This window comes from Enhygromyxa salina (assembly GCF_000737335.2).
Taxonomy (GTDB): Bacteria; Myxococcota_A; Polyangia; order Nannocystales; family Nannocystaceae; genus Plesiocystis; species Plesiocystis salina_C.
In genome coordinates this window covers 1-26308 of the sequence record NZ_JMCC02000049.1, presented here as the reverse complement: position 1 = coordinate 26308, position 26308 = coordinate 1, and the positions used below count along the sequence as shown (strand labels likewise).

At 68.5% G+C, this 26308-nt stretch carries 20 protein-coding genes; 7 read left to right on the top strand and 13 right to left on the bottom strand.

Annotated elements, in window-relative coordinates:
* Window positions 1-187 precede the first annotated feature (187 nt).
* Window positions 188-709: a hypothetical protein gene (locus DB30_RS19615; protein ID WP_146659682.1), complete on the top strand. Its 522-nt coding sequence runs from the start codon at window positions 188-190 to the stop codon at window positions 707-709.
* A 160-nt stretch (window positions 710-869) separates the two neighbouring features.
* Here DB30_RS19615 and solA read toward each other — a convergent pair whose 3' ends face one another.
* The 3 genes from solA to DB30_RS19600 form a co-directional block, all read right to left on the bottom strand.
* A complete protein-coding gene (solA, locus tag DB30_RS19610; protein ID WP_052551201.1) occupies window positions 870-2039 on the bottom strand; it encodes an N-methyl-L-tryptophan oxidase in 1170 nt (389 codons plus the stop codon).
* Window positions 2036-3163 carry a tryptophan 2,3-dioxygenase family protein gene (locus tag DB30_RS19605; RefSeq protein WP_052551199.1) on the bottom strand — a complete coding sequence of 376 codons (1128 nt, stop codon included), beginning with the start codon at window positions 3161-3163 and terminating at the stop codon, window positions 2036-2038. The genes solA and DB30_RS19605 overlap by 4 nt, the downstream gene beginning before the upstream one ends.
* Window positions 3164-3363: 200 nt before the next feature.
* Entirely contained in the window at window positions 3364-3546 is a 183-nt protein-coding gene (locus DB30_RS19600; protein WP_146659680.1) for a hypothetical protein, read from the bottom strand.
* A gap of 796 nt (window positions 3547-4342) precedes the next feature.
* Between DB30_RS19600 and DB30_RS19595 the strand changes: the two genes are divergently transcribed.
* Window positions 4343-5068, top strand: coding sequence for a hypothetical protein (locus DB30_RS19595; protein ID WP_146659678.1), 726 nt, complete (start codon window positions 4343-4345; stop codon window positions 5066-5068).
* 148 nt (window positions 5069-5216) lie between these two features.
* Here DB30_RS19595 and DB30_RS19590 read toward each other — a convergent pair whose 3' ends face one another.
* Both DB30_RS19590 and DB30_RS19585 read right to left on the bottom strand, forming a co-directional pair.
* Entirely contained in the window at window positions 5217-5606 is a 390-nt protein-coding gene (locus DB30_RS19590) for a hypothetical protein (RefSeq protein WP_052551195.1), read from the bottom strand.
* 4 nt (window positions 5607-5610) lie between these two features.
* A complete protein-coding gene (locus tag DB30_RS19585; RefSeq protein ID WP_146659676.1) occupies window positions 5611-6573 on the bottom strand; it encodes a hypothetical protein in 963 nt (320 codons plus the stop codon).
* Between the two features lie 75 nt (window positions 6574-6648).
* Here DB30_RS19585 and DB30_RS19580 point away from each other — a divergent pair, with 75 nt between their 5' ends.
* Complete coding sequence (locus DB30_RS19580; RefSeq protein WP_052551192.1) at window positions 6649-6960, top strand: hypothetical protein; 312 nt, start codon at window positions 6649-6651, stop codon at window positions 6958-6960.
* Between the two features lie 6 nt (window positions 6961-6966).
* Window positions 6967-7692, top strand: coding sequence for a 7-cyano-7-deazaguanine synthase QueC (gene queC / locus DB30_RS19575; RefSeq protein WP_052551190.1), 726 nt, complete (start codon window positions 6967-6969; stop codon window positions 7690-7692).
* Here queC and orn read toward each other — a convergent pair.
* The 3 genes from orn to DB30_RS19560 form a co-directional block, all read right to left on the bottom strand.
* Window positions 7677-8240 carry an oligoribonuclease gene (gene orn / locus DB30_RS19570; RefSeq protein ID WP_052551188.1) on the bottom strand — a complete coding sequence of 188 codons (564 nt, stop codon included), beginning with the start codon at window positions 8238-8240 and terminating at the stop codon, window positions 7677-7679. The two genes, queC and orn, sit on opposite strands and share 16 nt — an antisense overlap.
* Window positions 8241-8474: 234 nt before the next feature.
* Window positions 8475-9122, bottom strand: a complete 648-nt coding sequence (locus DB30_RS19565; protein WP_052551186.1) for a hypothetical protein — start codon at window positions 9120-9122, stop codon at window positions 8475-8477.
* Window positions 9123-9162: 40 nt separating this feature from the next.
* Complete coding sequence (locus DB30_RS19560; RefSeq protein WP_052551184.1) at window positions 9163-9675, bottom strand: hypothetical protein; 513 nt, start codon at window positions 9673-9675, stop codon at window positions 9163-9165.
* Between the two features lie 79 nt (window positions 9676-9754).
* On the opposite strand from DB30_RS19560, the gene DB30_RS19555 reads away from it, so the two are divergent.
* Entirely contained in the window at window positions 9755-11446 is a 1692-nt protein-coding gene (locus tag DB30_RS19555) for a pyridoxal phosphate-dependent decarboxylase family protein (protein WP_052551182.1), read from the top strand.
* Here DB30_RS19555 and DB30_RS19550 read toward each other — a convergent pair.
* Genes DB30_RS19550 through DB30_RS19540 form a run of 3 tightly spaced genes read right to left on the bottom strand, consistent with a single transcriptional unit; the run spans window position 11428 to window position 19878 of the window.
* Window positions 11428-13803 carry a helicase C-terminal domain-containing protein gene (locus DB30_RS19550; protein WP_052551180.1) on the bottom strand — a complete coding sequence of 792 codons (2376 nt, stop codon included), beginning with the start codon at window positions 13801-13803 and terminating at the stop codon, window positions 11428-11430. The genes DB30_RS19555 and DB30_RS19550 overlap by 19 nt on opposite strands.
* Before the next feature lie 8 nt (window positions 13804-13811).
* Window positions 13812-14288, bottom strand: a complete 477-nt coding sequence (locus DB30_RS19545; protein WP_052551178.1) for an SET domain-containing protein-lysine N-methyltransferase — start codon at window positions 14286-14288, stop codon at window positions 13812-13814.
* Between the two features lies 1 nt (window position 14289).
* Window positions 14290-19878 (bottom strand): AAA family ATPase, encoded by a 5589-nt coding sequence (locus tag DB30_RS19540; RefSeq protein ID WP_052551175.1) that lies wholly within the window; start codon window positions 19876-19878, stop codon window positions 14290-14292.
* Window positions 19879-20016: 138 nt separating this feature from the next.
* On the opposite strand from DB30_RS19540, the gene DB30_RS19535 reads away from it, so the two are divergent.
* Window positions 20017-22422: a S41 family peptidase gene (locus DB30_RS19535; protein WP_052551173.1), complete on the top strand. Its 2406-nt coding sequence runs from the start codon at window positions 20017-20019 to the stop codon at window positions 22420-22422.
* Window positions 22423-22427: 5 nt separating this feature from the next.
* On the opposite strand, the gene speA is transcribed toward DB30_RS19535, so the two are convergent.
* Window positions 22428-24413 carry a biosynthetic arginine decarboxylase gene (gene speA / locus DB30_RS19530; RefSeq protein WP_165703846.1) on the bottom strand — a complete coding sequence of 662 codons (1986 nt, stop codon included), beginning with the start codon at window positions 24411-24413 and terminating at the stop codon, window positions 22428-22430.
* A gap of 87 nt (window positions 24414-24500) precedes the next feature.
* Here speA and DB30_RS19525 point away from each other — a divergent pair, with 87 nt between their 5' ends.
* Entirely contained in the window at window positions 24501-26033 is a 1533-nt protein-coding gene (locus tag DB30_RS19525; RefSeq protein ID WP_052551169.1) for an alpha/beta hydrolase family protein, read from the top strand.
* Here the strand turns inward: DB30_RS19525 and DB30_RS19520 are convergent.
* A partial coding sequence (locus DB30_RS19520; RefSeq protein WP_420870676.1) for a hypothetical protein occupies window positions 26019-26308 on the bottom strand: 290 nt, incomplete at its 5' end. The two genes, DB30_RS19525 and DB30_RS19520, sit on opposite strands and share 15 nt — an antisense overlap.

Below are 26308 nucleotides of genomic sequence, written 5' to 3'. Positions count from 1 at the left end.
CATCTGTAACGCCGTCAATGCGTGTCACGTAGTCAACAACTGCGATTGTGTTGGCGCGGGTAATTCGTGCCGACATCCATCGACGCTCCCCCCGTCCCTAGGTCCCCGGCTCCACTGGCGCCGCTATAAATCTGGGCCATGCTCTGGGGGGTCTGCGAAAAGCCCGCATTTCCCAGGAGGGTAACCCATGAGTCTTCTAGCCAATATCGATCACCTCGCCATTGCAGCCGGCATTGAGGCTGTTGTCGTCGAAGCGACATCGCGCGAATACCGCGGCGACCAGAACTGGCATCCGGTCCTCGATGGCGCGCTCGACCTTTTCAAGCGCACCGAAGAAAAGAGCATTCGCCTCGTCGTCGGTTCGCACACCATCGTTGTCCAGCGCGAGGGTGGTGAAGCCGTCGGGGTCGTCCTGCCCACCGGCCACGCAATCGCCAAATCCCTGCGTCGCATGATCCGTCGCATGGCTCGCAAAAATCGGGGGCCCATCGCCAAGCCCAAGCCCGAAGCCGCGAGCCCTGCCACGAGTCCAGCGGCGGTCAGCCCCACAACGTCAGCGCCGGGCGTTGGCCAATCCACCCCGCCAAGCGGCGGCCAGCTCAGCGTGCCACCGGCCGCCAAGCCAGCTGAGGACACCAAACAAAACAGCTCGGCAGGCCAGTCGAGCACGCAAAATTCGAACGATCGCGGCAGTTTTCCCGGCTACTGACACAGTCCGCTAGCCGCCCCGGCGTCGGGTGAGCGTTCGAACGCGTTCAGAGCCCCCTTCTGGGGGGCCACACATGCGGATGCGAACAAACGGCCCCGAGGAGCGAAGCGACCAGACGCGAAGCGGCTGCAGTCGGCCAAGTTCAAGGTCTGTGTGGGGGTCATGAGTAGCCGAAGCGTTCGAGCGCCAGATCGCTGTGGCCCTCGAGCGTGAGGTCGGCGACCGCCAAGCCGACCACGGGCGCGAACTTGAACCCGTGGCCCGAGAAGCCTGTTGCGATCACGACCCGGCTGTCGCTGGGGTGGTGGTCGATCCAGAAGTCTTCGGTGCGGGTGTTGGTGTACAGGCAAGTGACCGTCGCCGCGATCTCGCCCGCGTCGGGTCGATAGCGAGCCAAGAACGCCCGCAATGGCTGCAGGTCCAGGTCGTGGACTGTTCGGTCAACCCGCTCGGGATCGACCGGCTCGTACATGTACGCGAGCGCGGGATCGTTCGAGCTGTGGCACGCGAGCTTGAACCCGCTGATGCCTTCGTCGTTGTCGGGGAACCCGTAGAAGAAGCCCTCGGGCACGAACGCGGCCCAGACGGGCAGGGATCGCATGTGCGGGCGCAGGTGTTCGGCGGGTCGCGTCCACGCGAGCACGCGACGCAGCACTTGCAGCCGCTCGAAGGTGTGAGCCCGGTCAAGCGTGGGGCCCAGCAGATCCCCCGAGCCAGCGCCCGCCGAGACGACGATCCGATCGGCTGCGACGCAGGTGCCGTCGTCGAGCAGCAGCCGAGGACGATCGCCACCCAAGGCCAGCTCGCGGACGCGGGCCTGGTACCGCAAGGTCGCGCCGTGAGCCTGCGCCTCGTCCCGCAGCGCGGTCAGGCACGGGCTCACGCGCAAGTAGCCGCTGTCGGGTGACAGGCACGCGGGCCAGCTGCTTGGGACTTCAAACCCGTAGCGGGCGCGCGCCGTGGCGGCGTCGATCAGTTCGTGGCGAATCTCGTGCTCGCGCAGCGCCGCGAGGGCGGCTGCGAACGCAGGATCGTCGCCGGGCCCAAACTCGAGCAGACCGCAGCGGACCAGCAGCTGCTCGCTCACGCGCGCACCCAAGCGGGCCCACTCTTCGTCGGCGCGGCTGACCAGCCCGACGTAGTCCGAGCCCTCGTGATAGGCGTGGCGAATCACGCGGGTGTGCCCGCTGTGGCCGCCGTGGGTGTGGATGTGCCCGTGGCGCTCGAACAGCTCGACCTGCGCGCCCCGGCGTGCCAGCGCCCAGGCGGTGGCCAGCCCCATTGTCCCGCCACCAACGACCGCGACCTTGGGACCTTTGGTGCCGGTCACCCGTCGCGCCCACCCGCGAAGCCGTAGTAGGTCGCGTCGCCGAGCTTGGGCAGCGCCGACTCGCGCAGCAACAGCGTGCGCACGGCCCAGACGTCACGAAACACCCGGTACTGCAGCGCGGTCTGATCCAGGTACTCCACGCCCGCCGAGCCGCCGGTTCCCGTGCGTCGCCCGATCACGCGCTCGACCATGCGTGCGTGTCGCTGACGGAACACCAAGAACGACTGCTCGAGCGCCACGATCGAGTCGAGGATCTCGCGCGGCCAAGCCAGCAACGGCAGCTCGCGGTAGCTCTCGATGAACAGCAGCGAGGCTCGGATCCGCGAGCGCCTGCGGCGTTGCTCGTCGCTCGCGTCTTCCAGATCATTGGCCAGCAAGAACGCCCGCGCGCTGGCGATCTCACGCTCGTAGCGGGCGTCGAGCCGCTCGCGGTCCTTGTCGGTCATCGCGTCGGTGATCGCTTGCTTGCGGCCCCGATCGATCTCTTGCACGTGCGCCTGCAAGAACGCCTCGATGGTCTCGCGCACGTGCTCGGCGTCGTTGGGGTCGTCGGGCAGCGAGCCGTGGATGGGCGTGCGGTGCAGCCAGTCGTCGAGCGCGGCGCGCAGGCTGGGTTGGTCCTCGAGCCGCGCACGCACGCGGCGCGACGCGGGCGAGTCGCTGCCGTCGGCGTTTTGCAGCGCGCGCAGGTACGACTCGTGGCCAAGCGGGATCCGCTCGCTGGCCTCGAGGCCCATGAGGATCTCGATCTCGCGCAGCTGCGCCGACTGAAACCCGCTGGCCGGCGCCAGCTTGTCACGAAACGCCAAGTAGTCGCGGGTCGTGAGGGTCTCCATCAGCTCGAAGTGCGTGGTGATCTGCTTGAACAGCAACACCGTGCGACGCAGGCCCCGGACCGCGCTGGACAGCGACTGCTCCGCGACGTGCTGGGCGGCGAACAGGTTGCGGATCGAGACGAGCTCGCGCAGGGCGAGCTTGAACCACAGCTCGTCGATCTGGTGGATCGTGATGAACATGACCTCGTCGTTGGTCTGTTCATCCTCGTGTTCGCCCAGTCCCTTCTGGAGGGCGAGGAGCTGCTCGACTTGGATGTAGTCCCAGTAGGTCGTGGGCTTGGCGGCCATCACTTCCCAACGCTGCCACGAGGGCGGGCGCTGTGCGAGCTTGTCTGGGCGGCGGGGTATGTGGGGGCTCACGCTTGGCGCCCGCGGGCGGCGCGGGTCGGGTGCACCCTGGGTAGCGAGCACGACGATCAGAGCCTCGTGCTCGTCGCTTTCAAGCGCGTCTACGCCAGCTACAGGGCGGCATCCTTGGCCTTCGAGTTTCAAACCGACTGCGCGGGGATCCGCGACACCTCGAGCATGTTGGTGACCGACGCCGCGGGGTTCATTGGCGTCAGCGGCGACGCTGAGCTCGACCTGGCCGTGGGCAGGTGGGCATGGTCAGCGCGGGTGGTCTCGACTTCGAGGTGTTCGTCGACGCCGCGACTGCCTACGAGTGCTGTCACGGCGACATCATCGGTGCCGTCGCCGTGCGTTGCTGAGCCGCGCGTCGACAGATCGCCCGCTGGCCCTGGCCAGCTGCCCGTGAGTCAGCCGTGGTGAGGGCGTCGTGGTACCGTCGCGCATGACCCAGGCAGCACGCCGACGCGCCGCCGCCAGCTGGGTGCTCGCGCTGTGCTTCGGCTGCACTGGCTCTGACACGATGACCATGCCGGAGACGACGCCCGCGCCGTGCCACTGCACGCGGCCGACGGGCGCCGCTATTTGGTGATGAGCTTCGGCATGATGAAGGGCTCGTGGGGATCGGCCAAGATTCGCGGACAGATGATCGTGCGTATCCTCGAAGCTCCTGTGTCTCCGCATTCGTCCAGCGTGAAGCTCTACAAGACCGTCACGCTGGGCACCAGCTACCGTGGAATTCGGCATATTGCGCAGATCAAGGCCCGGATCGCCAAGGCGACGACGCTCGACCACAAGCTCACGACTACGTGTCGCATTGGGTCTATCTGCCGAAACACGAATTCGAGCCGAGCCTTCAAAATATCTGGTCAACCGTCGTGTGGACGCAAGCTGACGCTTCAATTCCTGCTGTCCTCGACCAGGCACCATGTTCCGGGCGAGCGCGAACTCTACCGCGATTTCAGCGGCGAGTGGCGCCGCTGGGACCCCGTGACTCGCTCGCCTGGGTCTGATCGCCTGCTCGGCAATCTGTTTTCAGCTCGGGCGTGGGCTTCTCGCCCGCTTGCGGACGGCTTCGTAGACTGGTTCACTGCGGGCAGCGAACTGCGCGACCTGACCGCCATGAAAAACCCATCTTCCCTGCTCACGTTGATGACGGCCCTCTCGTTGGGCCTGTGCTTCACCGCCTGCACCAGCCCGGACTCCGATGACACTGGCCTGCTCACCTCGACTGGCTTGACGCTCGGCTCCGGCTCCGGCGACGGCGACGGCGACACCACCGACGACGGTCCAGCCGACACCAGCACCACCGGCGACGGCGACGGTGATCCAGCCACCACCACCGGCGACGGCGACGGCGACACCACCGGCGACGGCGACGGCGACGGCGACGGCGACACCACCGGCGACGGCGACGGCGACCGGCTGGACTGTACGGTCATCTCCGCGGAAGAGTGGACGGCCCGCATGAACGACATGGACACCTTCAGCGACATCGAGTCGGCCATCAATCCCGATCAGGGCGACGCGATAGCCGATGTGCTGCTCTTGCAGTTCTTTGGCTCGCAGATGGTCGGCAGCGTCGACCTCACCAGCGCGCAAGAGGCCAACTACGCGACCTGCGCGACCTGCGTGATCCTGTTCGTGGACGAGACGACGATATTCTTCCAGTCCGAAGGCACCGTCGAGGTCACCGAGCTCGGCCCGGAGCTCAATGAGATCGCAGGTAACATTATTGGCGTCACGCTCGAAGAAGTGACGGTCAACCCAAACACCTTCGAATCGACCCTGGTTCCCGGCGGTGGCTGTTTCGAGATCGAGGGCAGCTTCAACACAATCGCCCCGTAATCATGTGATCATACGGGGTCATCCCGGGACCACCACGGGACCATACTGATCAGCGGGCCCCGCAAGCGCGGGGCCCTCTGTCGTTACAACGGCACCAAGTCCGCGCCGGCATTCCGCGTCTTCGCACCCCGTCGGAGACCCAGCGCGCTCAGAACACGCGGACGGAGACTTCGCCGCCCTTCTTGGGGATTGTCAGCACCCCGCGCGCGAGGACCCGATCGCCATCGCGGACCTCCAGATCATGCTTGCCCGGCTTGATCGGCACATACAGCGCCGGAACCGGGGCGATCCACACGCCATCCACGAACACGCTGCCCCGCCCGTTGGCCACCTGCACGCTCAGCTGAACGTCTTTGTGCTTGCGGTTGCGCTTGGCCTCGCGCTTGCGCGCGGCGTCGTCGAGCTGCTCGCCAGACGCCCAGGCGGCGCCCGAGATGCACGCGTATGGCCCACACTCTTCGGCTGCGTGGGCGCGGCTCGGCGCGAGGGCGCAAGCGAGGCTGAGGACGAAGAGCCGGAACAGCTGACGCGACGGCATGGACTCAGAACCTTCCTTGGATGCTCAACCCGGCGCCGGCGCAGTCGCGCCCGAGCGGGCCAGCGCAGTAGAGCGTGGGCGTGATCTGGGCCGTTGCCGCGCTGGGGGATTGCTTGCGCTTCTTCTGGCCGATTGCGATCAACGCCGCCCCAACCACGATCCCGACGACCGCGACGCCAACGCCAACGCCCGCGAGGGTGTTGGCGGTTCGACCCCGTGCTTGCGCTTCGCTGTGTTCGGGCTCGTAGACCGTGGGATCTTCGACGTCGGCCTGCGCCTGACCGCCAAGCACCAACCCGGCGACGCCGAGCCCAGCGCCGCCAAGGCCAAGCACGATCGCCGCGCTGCCGCCCGCGATCAGTCCGGTCCCCGGCTTGGCGGGGCCTCGTTGTTTGCGCGGGGGCTGTTCGGGCGCGGCGGCGGCTTCGGCAGCGGCCGCTTGCTCGGCCTCGATCTTGGCGATGAGCGCCTCCGAGTTGGTGACCACCGCGCGCGCGCGATTGATCACCACCGGGAGGTGTTCCGGCGCGAGCGGCTGCCAGCTCGCCGAGCTCGCGCTGTCACGCAAGAAGTACAGCATGTCGAGCGCCAGCTGGACCCGATCGATCGCGGTCTGAGCGGCGACGATCGAGCGCTCCGTCGCGGCTTGCTGCTGCCAGGTCTCCGCCGCGGCGACGATCAGCACCGGGTCGGCGAGCTCGATCCCCTTGGACCAGTACAGCTCGGCGGCCTGCTCGTACGCGCCAGACTCGGACAGCTGCTGGCCCTGCTGCTCGATGTCAAACCGCGCGCTGTTGGCCGAGTCGGGCGTGATGTCGCCGTCGCGCGGGCCCAGCGTGAAGCCGTTCGTGAACGCGGTGGTGGCGTCGGCCCACGTGTTTGGCCCGCTTGCGAGCGCGGGGCTCGAGATCAACAGGGCCGAACTCAGCCCCACGCATACGAGCCTCGCCGGTAGGTTGACCAGCACGCCCAGAGCTTTACCACCCCCGCGGGCTGTTTGTCATGGCGGGACTTCTCGCAGGTTTGTAGTCTCTGGCCACGCATGCGCCTGCACACCGCACTGCTTGGGGTCCTGCTCGCAAGCGTGGGCTGCTATCACGGGTTCGACGTGGAGGACAAAGAGCCGCCGCCCGGTTACCCGGGAGGGTCGTGTCAGGTTGGGAGCTGCATCCAAGGCGTGCAGTGTCTGGCCGAAGCGCAGATCTGCATCGACCCAATTGATCCCTGCAAGGGCATCTACTGCGGCGGCAACGGAAGCTGCGGCCTCGACCTCGACACCAACATGCCGTTTTGCGCGTGCGACCCGGGCTTCAGCAATGAGTCGTTCGCGTACTTTTGTACCTCGGGTCTGTGAGTCGTGATGAACGCTTCAACAACACCAACCCCGGGCGCTGCGGCGATCGTGCTGCTCAGCGGCGGTCTGGACTCGAGCACGGTCCTGGCGATCGCCGCGCGCGAGGCCAAGCAGCGGGTCCACGCGCTCAGCTTCTCCTACGGGCAACGCCACGGCCACGAGCTGCGCTGCGCCGCGACCCAGGCCGCGAGCTTTGGGGTCGTCGCGCATCAGGTGCTGGAGATCGGCCAGCTGGGCCAGCTCGTCGCGCCCGCGACCTCGCTGGTCGCAGGCAGCGAGCTGGAGGTGCCCAGCGCGGCTTCGCGGGCGGGACACGTCGACGTCCCAAGCACGTACGTGCCCGCGCGCAACACCGTGTTCTTGAGCTACGCGCTGGCGTGGGCGGAGGTCGTTGGCGCCCGCGACATCTGGCTGGGCGTCAACGCGGTCGACTACTCGGGCTACCCAGACTGCCGGCCAGAGTTCATTCAGGCGTTTGAGCGCATGGCCAACCTTGGCACCAAATTTGGAGCGGGCCAGGATCCCCTGCGAATTCACGCGCCGCTGATCGAGCTGCACAAGCACGAGATCATCACCCGCGGCGTCGCGCTTGGGGTGAACTACGCCCAGACCACCAGCTGCTACGACCCGGTCAACGAGCTGGCGTGTGGTCGGTGTGAGAGCTGCGCGCTGCGGCGGGCGGGGTTCGAGCAGGCGGGCGTCGCCGATCCAACCCGCTACGCGCCCGCGTGAGCCGTGGTCTTCACGAACATGTGCTCGCGGTAGTAGCGAAGCTCCGCGATCGACTCGCGGATGTCGTCGAGCGCCCGGTGGGTCTCGGCCTTGGCGATCCCCGGTAAGGTGGGATACCAGCGCTGGCACAGCTCCTTGAGCGTCGTGACGTCGACGCTGCGGTAGTGAAAGAAGCGCTCGAGCGCGGGCATGTGGCGGACCAAGAAGCGCCGATCCTGCCCGATCGTGTTGCCGCACAGGGGCGACTGACCGGGCGGGCAGTGGGCCTGCACGAAGGCCAGGGTCTGGCGCTCGGCCTCCTCCACGGTCAGGGTCGAGGCGCGCGCGAGCTCGGTCAGGCCGCTGGCGCCGTGGTGCTCGACGCACCACTCGCCCATCGCGTCGAGCACCTCGTCCGGCTGGTGGATCACCAGCTCGGGGCCCTCGGCGATCAGCTCGAGATCCGCGTTGGTGATCAGCGTGGCGATCTCCAGCACCTTCTCGGTGTCCGGGTCGAGGCCGGTCATCTCCATGTCGATCCAGATCAATGGGGGGTGCGGGTCGGCCATTGGCAGGCGATGGTACTACCGCACAACCAGCCGCCAAGCCCCGCCACGGGCGACTGTCGCGCAGCGCCGACCGTGGCCTCAACGCCCGAGCCGCGGGCAATCGACGTCGTCGTTGGTGTCTGGCGTCTGGTGATCTCGAGCTCGGATCCGCAAGCACGGCTACAACATGCGAGACACCAGCGGAACCCATGATCCGCGAAGCCGTGCGTTCGCTACGCCCGGGATGAGAGCGATTCAGGGCGCGGCGTCTTCTTGGACCGAGTCTGGATTGCCAAGCGCCATCAGGTAGCTCAGCGTGATCAAGGCGCAGGTCTTGGTGACTGGACCGGTGCAGCCCTCCGAGCGCAGCGCGGGCGGGTCGGTGCCCAGCAGCACGGCGTTGGGGCCCGAGGTCTCTGTTGCGATCGCGCCATCGGCCGCAAACTGCACGCGCACGCTCAACTTGGGCAGCGTCAGCGACCCGCCGGTTTGCTCGAGCACGATGCCCGTGGGGCCGTCGGCCGAGCTCACGGTGCCGTCTGGATGCACGGTCATCATCAAGGCGCCGTCGGGAGCGAACAGCTGGCCGTCGGGCGAGATCGTGCCAAACGGGGTCCCAGCCAGGGTCACGGGGCCCGACGCGAGCAGCTCGATCGCTCGATCTTCGTGGCCAACTCGCATGATCTTGGCGGCGCCAAGCGTGAGGAGATCGGCGCTGGCCACAGGCTCCGCGGGCGGGGACTCGGCTGGCTGTTCCTTCGCTTCGCTGGGCTTGTCTTTGGCGGCCGCGTCGGCGTCGTTGGCTGGCTTGACGCAGCCAAACAACACGAAGCCGAGGGCCAAGGTCGTGATCAGCTGGGGCGAGGTGACGAACTGAAGCGGTGGCCGACGGCGCACGATCATCGGCGCAAGCTAACACGATCTCGCGCAGGATCGCTGGCGCTCAAAAGTCGTAGGGGCCCGCGCGCATGACCTCGGTGGGTAGCCAGCACTCGTGGACGTGCAGCCACGCGAAGCCTCCCGGCGCCACGGGCTCGGGGCGCAGCAGGGCGGTCGAGATCCGGCCGTTGTCCGCAGGCGTCGAGGCTTGCGCGTTGCGCTGCCACTCCTGGTAGGTGACCACGGCGACGCCGGGGATCTCGCGGCGCAGGACTACGTCGCGAATAGCGATCCGAAACGCAGGGTTGGCCCCGTGGCCGCCGCGAATCGCCTTGGTCAGCCCAGCGAGCGTGACCAGATTGCCCGCGGGTGGGATCAGCACGAAGCCCGGATCAAAGCGGCGCGCAAAGCCCCGCTGAAACACGTCGTCATCATCGGCCACCGCACCTGTGAACCACGCCACGAAGAACTCGTGCAGCGCCTCGACCTCGGCGCGCACGCGATCGGCGAGGTCGGACTCCTCGGCCCGCCGCACGTCGCGGTGTTGGTCACCCTTCTTGTGGTTGGTGTTGGGCATGCGTGGACGCTCGCATTGCGCTGCGATGGCGGCAAGCGACCCCTCGACGGGATCGCCGTGTCGGGCATATAAGCAGGCGATGCCGCTGGATCCCGACGACATTCGCACGCCCTCGCCAAAGGTCGACGCGGACGCAGAGCTGGCGCCGGAGTCCGAGCCCACGGTCGACGACCCGCCGCCACCCCCCACGCGGCTGTCTCCCGAGTTGGCTACACGGTTGATCGATCGCATCGATGATCGAGACCTCGGCGGTCCCCCGGCCGCGCGCGCGATCCCTGACGGCCCCGCCCCGCATCCCTTCTTCGCCCCGCTTGGGGAGCCCGTTGACCGGCGCGCGCTCGAGCCCGACGCGGGGACCCGCAGCATGTGGATGCGCGAGGTGTCCGACCACGTGCTCGAGCTTCTGCGGACGATCCCGCTGCGCGCGGCGCAGGGCCGGGTGGGGGCGGCCGGGCAGCGCCTCGCCGAGCAACACCGGGCGCCGATCGACGAGCGACCCCTCGAGGGCGGGCTGCCCCGCGCGCTCGAGATGATCGCGGGCTCGATGGACGCCGCGCTCGAGACCGCGGGCCCTGGCTACCTCGCGTATGTCCCGGGCGGAGGTCTGTATGCGTCCGCGCTCGCGGATCTGATCGCCAACGTTGGCAATCGGTTCACCGGCTACTCGATGGCGGCCCCCGGCTGGGTCCGGCTCGAGCACGACGTGCTGAGCTGGCTCGCGCAGGAATTCGGCTATGAGCAGGGCGCGCGCGGGCTGCTGACGCCCGGCTCGTCGATGGCCAACTTCACCGCGGTGGTCACCGCGCGCCACCACTGCTTTGGCGACACCGGCGACTACTCTCGGGCGATCGTCTACACCTCTACGCAGGGCCACCACAGCATCGCCAAGGCGGTGCGCATGGCCGGGATCCCGGTCGCCAACCTGCGCGCGGTCGCGGTCGATGATCTGTTTCGGCTCGACGTCGCGGACCTGCAGGCGCAGATCGAGGCGGATCGCCACCGGGGCCTGCGACCGTTTTGTGTGATCGCGGCGGCGGGCACGACCAACACCGGGGCGATCGATCCGCTGCCCGAGCTCGCGCAGCTGTGCAGCGCCGAAGATCTGTGGCTGCACGTGGATGGGGCCTACGGCGGCGCGTTCGTGCTCGCGCCCAGCGGGCGGCCGCGGCTGCGAGGCATCGAGCGGGCCGACTCGCTGTGCTTTGATCCGCACAAGGGGATGTTCTTGCCCTACGGCACCGGCTGCCTGTTGGTCCGCGAGGGCGCGCGCTTGGCCGCCGCGCACATGGGTGAAGCCGACTACCTGCGGGACTTCGATCCCAGCGAGATCCCCAGCCCGGCCCACCTCGGGCCCGAGCTCAGCCGCCCGTATCGCGGGTTGCGGCTGTGGCTACCGCTGATGCTGCACGGTGCGGGCGCGTTTCGTGACGCGCTAGAAGAGAAGCTCGCGCTCGCGCAGCTGTGCACCGAGGGGATTGATCGCCGGATCGCCAACGGGCGGCCGCTCGAGGTCGTCGCGCGGCCGCAGCTGTCAACGGTCGCGTTTCGGCTGCGGCGTGACGCGGACGAGTCGCTCGCGCGCTGGAACGAGCGAAATGTACGGCTGCTCGAGCGGATCAACGGGCGCAATCGGGCGTATCTGTCGAGCACGCTGCTGCCGGTCGTGGACGGCAGCGCGGTGACCTTGCGAGTGTGTGTGCTGAGCTTTCGGACCCACCGCGAGCGGATTGAAGCGCTGCTCGAGGATCTGGATCACGCCCTACCTGCGTGAAGCTGCGACAGCCCCCAGAACCGGCGTAGCCGGTCGCCAAGATCGTGCGTGACCAGCTGCTCGGCCGCGTGATCGTACCAGCGGCTCGGCAGCGCGTCGCAGTAGGGCGGCTCGCAAAACCGCGACCCCAGCAGCACGATCACACCGCGATCCTCTGGTGTCCGATGGACCCGCCCCGCGGCTTGGATCACCCGCTGCATCGCGGGGTAGGCCATCGCGTAGGCGAACCCGGCCTCGCGCCGCTGATCCTGATACGACTGCATCAGCAGGCGCTCGAAGCTCAGAGCCGGGAGCGCTGGGCCCACGATGATCGCCCCGATCAGGCCCTCGTGTGGCAGGTCGATGCCCTCGGCGAACACGCCCGCCGTGACCGCGAGCAGCAACGTGGGTTGATCGGCGCGGCTCAAGCGATCCAGATACCGGGTTCGCAGCGCTTGGTTGGCGCCGGGCGGCTGGATGAGCAGCACAGTCCCGAGCGCCGCAGCGTTCAGGTGGCGGCTCACGGTCCCGAGGTAGCGAAAGCTCGAGAAGAACGCGATGTAGTTGCCGGGCTTCGCGGCGATGACCGTGGCGATGTGGCCGGCGATCGCTTCCGCGTGATCGTCTCGCTCGTCGAAGGTGGTCCGCACCGTGGGGACCAAGCACACGCAGCGGTTGTCGGCTGGAAACGGCGAGGCCGCGGTGATGATCGCAGGGTCGAGACGCGACAGGCCCAGCATGTCGGCGAAGTAGTCGATCGGCTCGAGGGTGGCGCTCATCACCAGCACGCCCTCCTGCCGCCGATGCAGTCGCTCGAGTCGGCGCTCGGGATCCAGACACAGCACGCCGATCCCCGCGCCGCCCGAGGCCTCCGCGCCAGACAGGTAGCCGGCGAGCGCGGGATCGGGATCGGCCGCGAGCTCGCCCAGCTGCGCGATCGCTTGCAACGCCTCGAGCACCGGATCCTGCGCCTCGACCTCGAGCGCCTGGTAGCGGGCGTAGCCGTAGCGCAGCGCCAGCATCCCCGCCTCGAGCCCGAGCTGCTGCCAGCGCTCGGCGTCGAGCTCCGCGGTGGCTTGGCCCTCGTGGGCGGGGCGCTCGTCGAGCGCGGCTTGCTGCAAGGCGTCGTCGATCGCCTGCTGAACTTGGCTGCGCAGCTGCGTCATCGCGGCACGCAGCAGCGGCGGGTGCTCGAGCGCAGACAAGCCGCGCGCAACGAACACCGAGGCGCTCTCCCGCGCTCGATCCACCAAGTTGTGCGCCTCGTCGACGATCACCAGCCTGCGCCCTTCGAACGCCCGGCTGCGTCGCGGATCATAGACATGGCTGTGGTCCGCCACGACCACGTCGGCGCCGTCGAGCAGCGCGTGCATCAGCTCGTAGGGACACAGCTTTTCTGCGCGGCCACGCTCGAACAACTGATCGGGGCTGATCAGTGACTCGGCCTTCAGCGCCTCGATCACGGGCTTGGCCCGGGTCCCAAACTCGGCGAGCAGCGGGCAGATCCGCGGGTGACAACGAAGGTGCCCCGGCGGGCACATGTCCTGCTTGCGACGGGTGACGACGGCCCGCAGCGACGGACTCCCCGACGCGCGGCGGACCGCCTCGAAGGTGTCGGCGGCGAGCTGTCGCTGGGTGGTCTTGGCGGTCAGGAACCACACGGCGGCGCCGCGACGCAGGCCCTCGCGCAGCGCGGGGACCAGCGCGACCGCGGTCTTGCCCGTGCCCGTGGGCGCGCTGAGCATCACCGGTCGGGCCTGCGCCAGGGTCTCGCTGACGGCGTCGAGGATCGCCTGCTGCCCGGTCCGCAGCTGCGCGAAGGGAAACTCGATCGCGTCGGCCGCCTCCCGACGCGCGCGGGCTCGAGCCTCGTCGGCGCGGGCGTGCGCGACGTGGCGCTCGAGCACCTCGACCAGCCTTCGCTCGATCTCGGATCGATTGAAGGGGACCTCGACCTCGCGCCGGCCTTCACCCTCGACCTCGACGATCACCAGCCGCGCCCGGACCGGATCGTTGCCTTCTTCAGCCAGCGCGAGCGCGTAGAGCTGGACCTGAAGCGCCGCCGCTGGACGCTCCTCGCGGCCATCTAGATCGAAGGTGCTCTTGATCTCTTCGACCACGCAGCCTCCGGCCTCGCGCAGGACCACGTCCGCGCGTCCGCGGACCAGACAGCGCACGCCGTCGATCTCGCGCTCGAGTCGAAGCGGGACCTCGCTCTGGCCGGGGGCAAGGTCGCGCTGTAGTCGGCGGTGAACGACCCGACCCAGCTCGGCGCGCAGCCGGCTGAAGGCCGGCGCGACCAGACCATGCGGCTCCTCGTCGGCGACCACCTCGTGCACGCTCAGCTCGAGCGTTCGCTGCTGGTGGTCGTAGCGCACGCACGCATCTAAGCACCCTTCGTGGTCGAGGCCAACGGCGGCGCTGCGCGCAAGTAGGCGGCGATGAACACGCCGTACCTGCGCTTGTCCTGGGCCGGAAGCCAGCGAAACCCACGAATCTCACCGCGACAGATCCCCGCCCCACACATGCACGGCGGCATGGTGATCGCGTCGTACTCTGTCGTTGCATAGTCAAAGGTGATCTCTTGGCTCCGCGCAATCGCACGAAGCGCGATGAAGTCATATGCACCGAACGCATTGTCGCGAACGCCCGTGTTCGGATCGCAACAATGATTGAGTAGCCGCGCGGGGTCTGCAATCTCGACGTGCGCGTCAAACCCCACTTGGATCGTATGCACGCCCCGCGCAGCCGCTGGCCCAGCCGAGCGACCGACCACGACGACCTCGCCCGCGAGCAGATCCCGAGCCGCGAACACGCCGCGGCCGTTGTCCGTGGGCTGAACGCGGACGTTGTTGTCTGTCATGTCAATCGACATCGGCCAACGCCGGTAGCTCGAGGTGAAAGCTGGTCCCGACCCCTTGCTCGCTCTCGACGATCAGCTCACCGCCGTGGTCCAGCGCGATCCCGTGGCTGACAGACAAGCCCAACCCCGTGCCCTGATCGCGCCCCTTGGTGGTGAAGAAGGGATCGAAGATATGCGCCCGAACGGCATCGGGGATCCCTCCGCCGCGATCGATCACCGACAATCGCACCAGCTCGCGCCCGCCTCGCTTCACCGCTGCCGCGCGGATCACCAGCAGCTTCTCGGGGCCCCCGTCGGGCCAGCGATCATGGAGAGCGTCGCGGGCGTTGGTGACCAAGTTCATCAGAATCTGCTGAATCTGCTGACTGTGACAACGCACCTGCGGCAGGCCCTCGGAGATCTCCAGCTGGAGCTCGATCTGATGCTTGCGAACCGTGCTCTGGATCAGCGAGAGGGTTCCGTCGACGACCTCCGTGATCGAGGTTGGGACCCGCTCGGGCGTGGCCTCGCGGCGTGAGAACGCGAGCAGGCTGCGAACGATCGTGGCCACGCGCTCGGCCTCGGTCGAGATCTCGCCCGCGAACTCCTCGACCATCGCGGGCCGCTCGCGCACGTCGACGAGCAGCTCGGCGTAGTTGAGGATCCCCTGCACGGGGTTGTTGATCTCGTGGGCCACGCCGCTGGCGAGGGTCCCCAGCGACTCCAGGCGCTGCTGCTGCCGGAGCTGGCCCTCGAGCTCGAGCCGGCGCGCGTCGGCGAGCTTGCGCTCGGTGATCTCCGTGGCGATGACCATGACCTGCCGCCGCTCGTGTTCGATCTCGAGCGGGGCGACGTGGGCGTCGTACCAGTGCAGCTGGCCATCGTCTTCGTTGTGGATCAAGGCGATCTCGAGCGCGCTGCGGCGGGCGTTGTCCAGCGCGCCGTCGATCGCGTAGGTCCAGGCCTCGAGCGAGTTCGGGCTCAGGATCGGGCGGCGGCCAGCGACCCAGCCCGGCAGCGAGCGATTGACGAAGCTCAGCTCCCCGTTGGCGTCGAGCAGCGCGATCAGGTCGGGGGCCCCGTCCACGAGCGATCGCCACTGCACCTCGCTGCGCCGCAACGCCCGATACAGGTTGGCGTTGTCGAGCGCGCCGCCAGCTTGGGTTGCGACGAAGCCGAGCACGCTCAGGCGATCCTCGTTGAAGCGGCCCGTGCGACGCCGGTTCTCGAGCACCAACGCGCCAAGTGAGCGGCGCCGCTTGCCCAGCGGAATGCACAGCAGCGAGCGCAGCCCGGTTCGCTCGACGTAGGGATCTCGGGCGAAGCGAGCGTCAGCCCGGGCGTCGTCGACGACGATCGCCTTGCCGCTGCGCACGACCAAGGTGATCAGCGTCATCGGCAACATGTCCTCGGCGCCGTCTAGATCGAGCGGGGGCGAGAGCGCGTGAACACGCCGGCCGGTGCTGCCGAGCGAGGCCAAGGCCAGCCCGTTCTCGCCCTCGACCAGCAGCGCGCCATGATCCGCGCCAGCGTGGGTCATCGCGGCCTCGAGGATCTTGCAGACCAACAGCTCGGGGTCCAGCTCTTCGGAGATCGCCGCGAGCGCCGTGGTCACCGTCTCGAGATCGATCGCCACATTTCCCAGGGCCTGGGGGGACACAGCCGCGCGCAGCTCGGCGCTGTCGCGTCGGCTGATCCCATCGTTCTCGGTCTGAAACTGTTCGTGCTCGAGCAGGCGCAGCTTGGCCCGCGCGCCCCAGCCCTGATAGATCAGCCACGCCTCGCGCAGCGGACCACGAGCGAGGGTTGGCATGTCGTTGGCGCGCATGTGTGCGGCCATCCGCTCGCACGCGAGCGCGGCGGCGTAGGCGGCGAACTGACGCTTGGCGTGGTCGCGGGCGCGCTCGAGGCCGAGGATCCCCGCCCGAAACTGGCCGCGCACCAGCTCGTACTCGGCGGCCACGATCTCGTATTGATGCTGATAGTTCTCGGGGCTGTTCGCGGCCCAGCGCCGGGTCAGCGCGAGCTTGCGATCGAGCACCCGCAGCAGCCTTCGCTGCTCCGCCGGCGTCGCGTTGGGGTAGCACGCAGCCGCGGCCACGGCGTGGCCCATGGCTGCCCGTGGGACCGACCACGAGCCCATCATCACGCGCTCATAGTCGGGGATCTGGTCGAACAGCTGCAGCCCGAGCTCGTGCTCGTTCATCATCACGTGAAACAGCGCGCGGACCATGGTCGTCGTGTAGAGCTCCATCTGCGTGGGCTCGACGAGCGACTTGGGATCCAGTGGCAACACCCGCGGGGTGCCGCGTCGGTCGTTGACGATCTGACCCAGGCCGGCGTCCAGATCCCCGGCCAGCGCGGCCGCGAGCGCGCCGTTGAGCCCCACGAGCGTCTTGAACGTGGCCGACCCCCAGTTGCCAAGGTCGCGCTCGAGTCGGTGGTAGACCTCGATCACCGTGCGCAGGTGGGTGCCGGTCTCGATGTTCATGCTCAAGCTCAGCGACGCGAGGTAGCTGGCGAACTCGAACTCACCAAAGTCCAGGTTGCGATGATAGGCGGCGTCGAGCTGGGCGAGCGTGCCCGCGAACGGACGCGTCAAGTGCCAGACCATGTTGGCGATGACCTCGGCGCGCGCGGAGTCTGGATGATCGATGTCGTCGCACATGGCCACCGCGGTGTCGGCCAGGCGCGCGGCCTCGTGGGATCGTCGCAACACGGTGGCGATCGCCAGCGCGACCTGAGCCAGGGCGACCGGCGCCGTCGTGTGGTTGCCGTGGCGCAAGACCAACTTCATGTGGTGGGTGCTCAACAGCATGAACAGCTTGGGATCACGCACGTACGCGGCCGGGCCGGTGGCCGCGAGGATCTCCATCGCCGCGCACGCGCTTGGATCCGTCGCGCTTGGCATCGACAACAGCGACTCGGTGCTGCGTCGTCGCAGGCTGAACCACGCCCGGCCGATCGCCAGCAGCAACACCAGCGCGCTGGGCTTGTCGCTGACTTTGTAGCCGCAGCGGCGCAGACCCACGTGGGCCAAGGCCACCGCCTCGGCGCTGCGCTCTTGCAGGGTCAACAGCTTCACGCGACCCGCGAGCGTGCGGCCGTAATCGCCCATGCTCAGCGGCCAGTCGAGCAGCTCGTTGAACGCGGCCTCGGCCGCGTCTGGCTCGCCGATCAACGAGAGCGCCTCTGCGCGGGCGTAGTGGATCTCGAACACCAGCCCACCATGGGCGGTCCCGGCCGCGCCCACGCGCAGACCTCGAGACACGCGCGCCCACTCGCGGAGCTCGCCCACCCGGTCCGCGATCAACGTGGCCGCGAGCTCGAGGTAGCGCAGCGCCGGCCCGTGTGATGCGGCCGCGAGGGCGCGCTGGCCCGCTTCGAGATTGAGCTGCGCCACACGCTCGCGCTCACCGGGCGACAGCGAGTCGATATCCAGACCGGCGTCGAGGTGATCCACGAGGGTGTACAGGGTCTCGCTACTGGGGATCTGCTCGGGGGTGCTGTCGAGCTGGTCCAGGGCGGCCTTGCCGATCCTCCAGCGGATCTGTCGTCGTGCTTCGGGGGGGACGGCGGCGGCCGCGACTGCATGCAGGTCCTCGTGGCTGAACCGATAGCCATGTCGCTCGCTGACGATCAGCCCCTCGGCGACGAGCTGCGACAGCAGCGGCAGCAGCTCGCCCCGATCGCGCTGGGTCGTGAGCTCGAGGCTGCGCAGATCAAAGCACGCGCCGATGCAGGCGGCCGCGCGCAGCAGCTCGCAACAGCTTGGGTCGAGCTGCCCGTCGACGCGCGCCCGGGCGATCTCGAGCGCGTCACTCGGGAGCTCGGCCTGGCCGAGCGCGTCGCGGTCCCAGCTCCAACGCCCGCCGCGGTGCGCCAGCAAGCCCGTGCGCGTGAGGTGCTCGAGGAATTGCAGCACGAAGTGCGGGTTGTTGTGGGTCCTGCGCGTGACCTCGGCGGCGAGCTCGAGGTCTTCGACGCCAAGCAGATCGCGGATGATCTGCACGACTGCCTGATCCGGGACGGGTCGGAGCTCCAGCCTGCGCCCCGCCAGCTGATCGAAGCGCGGCGCCGAGCCGGTGTCGAGCTGCAGGCGGTCGAACAGCCCGGCGAGCCTGGGTTGCGCTCCCAGCTGGTCCACGCGGTAGGTGCCGAGCACCAAGACCCCACCACAATCGCTGCCGTCGAGCAGGGCCCAGAGCAGCTCGAGGCTGCTCTGGTCGGCGGCGTGGAGGTCATCGAGGATCAGCGTCAGCGGGCCGACCGCGCTGAGGCCCGCGAGCAAGCGTGCGACCGCGAGCTGCAGCCGGTTTTGGGTCTCGCGGGCGCCGACGCTCGGGGGCGCGGGCGCGAGCTCGCCGAGCACCGACTCGAGGTTGGGGAGCAGCTCGCTGAGCACCGAGGCGAGCCGGCCAAGCCGGGCGCCAAGTCGGTGGCGCCACGCGTCGAGTTGCTCGCGCGAGCCGGTGAGCAGCTGCTCGAGCACGCCGTCGAGCGCCTGAATCCAGCCCGAGTAGGGGAACCGCTGGCGGCTGAGCTCAAACCGTCCGCGGCCGACTTGCCCGCGGCGACGCAGGGTCTCGGGCTCGAGCGTGCTGGCCAGCGCCGACTTGCCGATCCCCGGCGGACCACCGATCAGGATCAGGCGCGGCTTGGTCTGGCGGTTCGCGTGGTCGAGCTGGGCGAGCAACAGAGCGTGCTCTCGCTCGCGTCCGTGCAGGCGCCGGGGCGCCCTGAGCTGACCGGGGCAGTCGTCGAGACCCAGCTCGAACACCTGATCACCGTCGCCCGAGTCCAGCAGCTGCTTGACGCGCTCGAGATCGCGGAGCAGCCCGTGGGCGCTCTGATAGCGACGCTCGGGCGCCTTCTCCAGCAGCTTCATGACCACCCGCGAGAGCGACTCGGGCAACATCGGCTGACGCACCCGGACCCGCTCGGGGGCCTCGGCCAAGTGCGCGTAGATCAAGTCGAGACCGCGCTCGCTCCCGAACGGCGGGCTCCCCGTCAGCAGCGCGTAGAAGGTTGCCCCGAGCGAGTAGAGATCGCTGCGTGCGTCGAGTCGGTCGCGGGTCCGCCCGCTGTGCTCGGGCGAGAGGTACGGGAGCGTGAGCGCCAAGGTCCGCGGATCGTCGAAGTCACGGTCACGCGCGCTCAAGCTCGAGATGCCAAGCTCCGCCAAGAACACGCCGCCGCCGTCCTGGTCGATGATCACGTTGGCGGGCTTGATGTCGCCGTGAATCAGGTGGTGCGCGTGGATCCGCGCGACGGTCTCGACCAAGCGGCGCGCGATCGGCATGAAGGTGTCGAGCGCGAGCGGCTGCTTGTCGCAGAACTCGTCGAGGTCGCTGCCCAACACGCGCTCGAACAGCACGACCAGCTGATCATCGACGCGCTCGAGCCCGATCGCGGGCACGACCCCGTCGAGATCGAGGCGGCGGATCCTGTCTAGCTCGTACGCTGCCCGCGCGTCGTTGTCGTCGTGATCGAGGTCGAAGACCTTGGCGACGACTTCAACGCCATCTGCTCGAGTCGCTGCGTACGTCCGGGTGAGTCGCGACGATCGCAGCAGCTTCGCGCTCGAATACCCGTCGATCGGTACACCCATCTTGATCTGTCCACGCCCCCGCGCGCGACGACTAGGCTACATGAAGCTTCGCGGCCCCGGTGATGCCGCCGCTGGTTCTGGCGCAAAGGTGAAGGGGTCGCGGTTGCTCCGGGCAGGGTCTTCCACGACAATCCCGCGGTGCGTCGCCCCCCCATCTCGCGTCGAACCTGGCTGTGGACCAGCACGACGGCGTTGGCGGCCGCTTGCGCACGCCCACAACCCACGCAGCTTCCCGACAGTGGCCCCGAGTCCGCGCGGGTGCTCCATCAGCGCGGCGCGGAAAACCTCATCGCGCTGGCCGAGCTCGGCAGCGCTGTCCGCTGGCTACATCCCAGTGACGAGGCCCAGGCGTGCGAATGGGAGCCGATGTTGCTCGCTGGGATCCGTGCGATCGAGGCCGCGAACAGCCGCGTCGAGTTGGCCGAAGGGTTGCGCGGGCTGATGGGCGAGGTCGCCCCTACCGTGGTGGTCTGGCGAAGCGTGAAGCTCGACCAGCAAGCCGAGGACGCGGCGCTCGATGAGCCGGCGTGTCGCGATGAAGACGCGGTGGGGGAGGAGAGTGGCGCTGTATCGAGCGAGCGGGCCCGACCGCCAGCGGACAAGAGCCACGGCCGGTTGGGGACCGGACGGTCTGGACCGCCTGCGCGGACCACGGCGGGGGGCGCGAGCGATCGCAAGCGAGCCGAGGACGCGGCGAAGGCCGAGGCGGAAGAGCGCGACGCGGCGGCCGAGGACGCGGCGAAGGCCGAGGCGGAAGAGCGCGACGCGGCGGCCGAGCAGGCGGAGACGGCGGCGCAGGCAGAGAAGACCGAGGAGGCTGAGAAGGCCGAGAAGGCCGAGACCGGTGACGAGGGCGAGACCGGTGACGAGGGCGAGACCGGTGATGACGACGAGACCGGTGACGAGGGCGAGACCGGTGACGAGGGCGAGACCGGTGACGAGGGCGAGACCGGTGATGACGAAGCGCCCAAGCCCGAGCCGCCCAAGTCCGAGGCTGACGCCAGTGAGCGAGAGGATCGCCCGCCGCTGTCCGATGCTCTGTTCGCCGAAGGCGAAGATCTGACGATCACGCAGTGGCACCGCCGCGGCTACGCCGAAGGTCTACCCAGCGATCCCGGCTGCGCGCGTCGGATCCAACGCCGACCACAGACGAAAGCCTCGTGCTCGCCCGCCAAGCGCAAGCGTGACGAACCGCAGCCATGCTCGCGCTGCGACGGCGACAGCTACCGGCCCCTCGCTCCGGGTGCGCCTGCGCTGCTCGAGCTCGGTCGTGGGATCAGCAGCCTGGTCCCCACGGCGCTGTGGACTCGCAACGGACACACGCTGCCCGAGTCTGGCGAGCTCGAGCCAGCGCCCGTGTTCGATGAGCGCCGCGCGTGGGACTACGACCTGCGAGACCGGGCCACGCGGCTGCTCGTCGTGATGCGGACTTGGACGGGGCTTCGCCACTTCTACCCCCACGCCGCGCGGGTCGCCGACGCCCGCCAGCGCTTGATCGAGGCCATGTGCGCGGTCGCAGAGGACGACTCGCCGCTGACGCTTCACGCAACCCTCGAGTCGATGCTCGCGCAGTTTGGCGACGGCAACGGCGAGGTCCTCGTCGAATCTGGCAAGGCCGCGCGGCGCTGGGTCCCACAGGTGTCGCTGCGCTGGGTCGAAGAGCGCGTTGTCGTGTGTGGCTCGGCGTGGGACTCGATTCGGCCTGGTGATGTCGTGACCGCGATCGATGGGGTTGCGATCGACGAGCTGATCGCGACCGAGTTGGTCCGCACGCCGGCCGCCAACGCCAGCGCGGGGATCGAGCGGGCGGTCGCGCGGCTGTTCGATCGGCGTGAGCGCGGCGCGACGGTCGAGCTCAGCCTCGTGCGCGCGGGTGAGTCTGGCGAGCAGGACCTCATCTCCAGCGCTCACGCAGATGTTCGCAGCGACCGAGCGGAGCGCATGGATCCGCGACCGGAGGCCGCGATCGAGCAGCTCGCGGACGGCCTGTGGTACGTCGATCCAACCCGGACGCGGCGGCTGGGCAGCGTCGCGCGGCGGCTTCGCAAGGCCAAGGGGGTGATCATCGATCTTCGCGGGCAGCTCGCGGATCCCCGCGCGTCACTGCTGGCGCACTTCGTTGGCAAGCCCCGCACGATCGCGACCGAGCGGGTCCCCGCGGGTCCCAACGATCACGCGCAGCTGCCCCTCGAGCGCGCGGGCACCCGCAGCGTGGATCCAGACGGACCCACCGTCCGCTGCCCGGTCGTGGTGCTCGCCGACAGCCGCACCCGCGGCCGCGCGGAGCTCGAGCTGCTTGGCTTCGAGCTGATCGGGGCGCCGATCATTGGCAGCACCAGCGCCGGTGATCTTGGTGAAGTCGCGCAGCTGTGGCTGCCCGGCGGCTGGCAGCTGCGCTTCACCGCCAGCGAGCTGCGCCGTGAAGACGGCGGCGAGCTGTGGGGCGTTGGCGTGGCGCCGAGCGTGCCGACCGAGCCCACGATCGCGGGCATCCGGGCCAACGAAGATCAGCTGCTGGCCGCGGCGCTCGCCCAACTGGACTGACAGCTCTACGTTCGCACCAAGTAGGGGTACTCTTGAAGCACCCCCATCGCCCAGGGCTGGCCCAGGGTCGTCTCTTTTCCAAGGTGCCGATCCCGGATCAGCTGGGTGATCGAGTCCACGTCATAGTCCATCTCCCCAAGCACATCCTGGACGGAGTACCCGGTCTTGACCTCGAGCCACACGTGCTCGTCGTAGTCGATCCCTTGGCTGCCCATGATCACGCCCTCTTCGTCAGCCCGGCGCACGATCACCTCATGACACCGCCCAAACAGGTTGTGGACGTTGGCCAGGCTGTCTTGGTAGGCCCCGGTCATGAAGAAGCCCAAGAAGTAGGGCTCGCCGCCGCGCGCGGGTGGCTCGTGCAGCGGCAGCGACTTCAAGTTGTCGTCTGGGTGGGCGAAGGTCTTGATGCAGCCGTCGCTGTCGCAGGTGATGTCGACGATCTCTGCGTTGAGTCGCGGCACGTGGCCGTGACCTGACAGCGGCGCCGCCGGGAACACTTGATCGATGCTCCAGGTGTCGGGCAGCGACTGGAAGATCGAAAAATTGGCGAGGTACTTGACCTGCGCGCGGTTGAGGAAGTTGACGATCTCTTCGGGCGGGTGCTCGAGCTGCGGCAGCAGCCGCTCGCAGGCCAGGCGGACCCGGTGAAACAAGCCCTCGGCGCTGGCGCGGTCCTCGAGGCTCAGATACCCGCGCGAGAACAGCTGCAGCGCCTCGTCACGAAAGTCCACGGCGTCGTGGAAGTACTCCTCGATGTTCTTGACGGTGATCCCGTTGAGGGTCTCGCGCAGCTCGGTGATCAGTCGGTCTTCGTGCTCGGACGGGTCCGGGACTGGCAGCAGCTCGCCTTGGACCTCGCGCAGATCCGCGATCGAGACCGCGTGCTTGGCCGTGAGCACGCGGCCGCTCTCGGTCACGATCGTTGGCGGCGGGAGCTCGAGCTCGGTGACGACCTCGCTGATCTCGAACACGACCTGGCTGGCGTACTCCTCGACCGAGTAGTTGGCCGAGCTTGGATACGAAGTGCGGCTGCCGTCGTAGTCAATGCCAACGCCGCCGCCGAGGTCGATGTAGCGCAGCCCGGGACAGCGCGGGCGCAGGGCCGACCAGATCCGTACGCCCTCGCGCACGGCCGTCTTGATCCGCTTGATCTGGGTGATCTGCGAGCCGATGTGAAAGTGCAGCAGCGCGAATTTGTCGATCTGCCCTGCTTCTTCGAGCTGGCGCACGACCTCGAGGATCTCGTTGGTGGTCAGGCCGAACTTGGCCAGCTCGCCGCCAGAGCTCTGCCAGCGACCGCTGCCACGACTGTAGAGCTTGGCGCGGGTGCCGATCAGCGGCGTCGCCATCCAGTCTTGCTCCTCACCCACATCGAGGAAGCGCCGGACCTCCCGCAGGCTCTCGAGCACGATCACGACCTCATGGCCGAGCTCCGCCGCGTGGTAGGCCAAGCGCATGAACTCTCGGTCCTTGTAGCCGTTGCAGATCAGCGGGGTCCCCGGCACGACCGGCTGCGCCATCGCCATCAACAGCTCGGGCTTGGACCCGGCCTCGAGCCCGTAGCTGCACTGCTCGCGGGCCGCGACGACGGTCTCGACCACGCTGCGGCGTTGGTTGACCTTGAGCGGGTACATGCCAATGTGCGCGCCCGTGAACTCCGCTTCGGCGGCGGCGTGGATAAATGCATCGTGGAGCCGCTGCATCGACTCCACGATCATGCTTGGGAACCGGACCACGACCGGCGTGTGGATGCCTCGCTCGCGCAGCAGCAACACCAGCTTGTGCAGATCCACCTCGGGGAGGCCGGGCGCTCGAAACACGAGGTGGCCCTCGCTGTTGACCGACAAGAAGCCCTGGCCCCACTTGTCCGCGCCGTAGCGCTTGAGCGAGTTCTCGAGCGCCCACGACTTGAACGCGCGGGTGTTGGCCGGCGCTTCGCTGACCTTGGACGCATCGGGGCTCACACCGGTGGGCTCGGGCTCGGCCATGCCGGCGGGATACCACATTTGCGTGGTCGCACCGCAAGCCGGGTCACGGGTGTTGCGCGTCGTGCACGGCCTCGGTATCCACTGCAGATGCGAAGGCTGCTCCCGCTGTGCTTCATGGGTCTTCTTGCCCTGGCGTCCTGCAAGTCAGAGCCGCCCCGCGAGGGCAAGCCCGCGGACGCCAAAGCCGAAGGCAGCAAGCCCAGTGACGAGCCGCCCGCGCAGGTTGAGAGCGAGGGCGATGCCACGCTGGGGCAGTGGGTCGGCGAGCTCTCGCTCCCGGGTGCGCAGACGCTGGAGTGGGCGCTGTGGGTCCAGGCCGACGACGACGGCGACGGACTCGCGCTCGCCAAGCTGTGGATTCCCGCGCAGATGGTCTCGGGTGTGCCGCTGGGGCCGCCGGTGGTCGGCGCGGACGGCAGCATGAAGGTGCAGCTCGCGGCTGTCGGCGCGAGCTGGACGATCGTTCCCGGCCCCGCGCCAACCTGCAGCTTCTCGCAAGGCGGCGCCGAGATTCCGTGCACGATCACCTCGACGGACGCGAACGACTTCGCGGCGATCGCCAACCCCGCGCGCCCGCAGACACCCAAGCCGCCGTTTCCCTACGCGATCGAGCAGCTCGAGATCCCCAACCCGGAGGCGCCGGGGGTCAGCTTGGCCGCGACGCTCACGGTCCCCGAGGGTCCGGGGCCGCACCCGGTCGCGGTGATGATCTCTGGCTCGGGGCTGCAAGACCGGGACGAGACGATCGCCAACCACAAGCCGTTTTGGGTGATCGCCGATCATCTGTCGCGCAACGGGATCGCCGTGCTGCGCTACGACGATCGCGGGTTTGGCGAGTCGCGCGGGGATCCGAGCAACGCGACGCTGGAGGACTTTGCCAGCGACACCTGGGCGGCGGCGATGGCCGTCGCCGCGCGGCCCGAGATCGACGGTGACCGGGTTGGGCTCATCGGTCACAGCGAAGGCGGGGTCATCGCTCCGCTCGTCGCCTCCGCGCACCCCGAGCAGATTGACTTCATCGTGATGCTCGCGGGCACGGGCGTGACCGGCAGTGAGGTGATCATTCGGCAGCAGCGGTTGATCTTGGCCGCGTCGGGGGCCGACGAGGCATCGATTGCGATCGCGGAGGCCGAGGCACGCAAGCTGCACGCGGCCGTGTTGGCGAACACGATCGAGACCGCCCCCGCCGCGCTCGAGAAGCTGCTGCGCGCCGCCGTGGACGAGCAGGCCAGCACGGAAAAGCCCACGCCGGAGCAGCTCGACGCCACGATCGAGGCCCAGATCACCGCGCTCAACAGCCCGTGGTTTCGGCACTTCTTGGGGTGGGATCCCGCGCCGGTGCTCGCCAAGCTGAAGCTGCCGGTGTTGGTCATGGCGGGCGACATGGACCTGCAGGTTGACGTCGAGCAGAACATGGCGCCGATCCAGGCTGCGCTGATTAACAACCCCGCGGCGGAGTTCGTGCTCTTGCCGGGGCTCAACCACCTGTTTCAGCCGGCGCGCACTGGGGCGCCTGACGAGTACGCGATGATCGAGATGACGATTGAACCCGCGGTGCTAGAGGAGCTGGCCCGCTGGATTCGTGTGACGACCAAGCTGGACGAATCAGGCGTCGAATAGCAGCTCGACCGAGGCGTGGGTTGGGAGGGTGCGGGCTTTTGTGTACCAGGCCTCGAGGGTCTCGAGGGAGTCGCATGATTGAAGGCGTGCGCGGTGATCGGCGGTGACCTTGAACCCGCGCAGCTCGAGGATGTCGACGAGCACGCGGCGCAGCACTTGAAGCTGCGCACGCCGGCCTTCTTCACGGCCTGCTTCACGGCCTTCTTCGCGGCCTTCTTCACGGCCTTCCTGCTTGCCGATTCGGTGGGCCTTCTCGCCCAGGAAGCTGTTGCGCT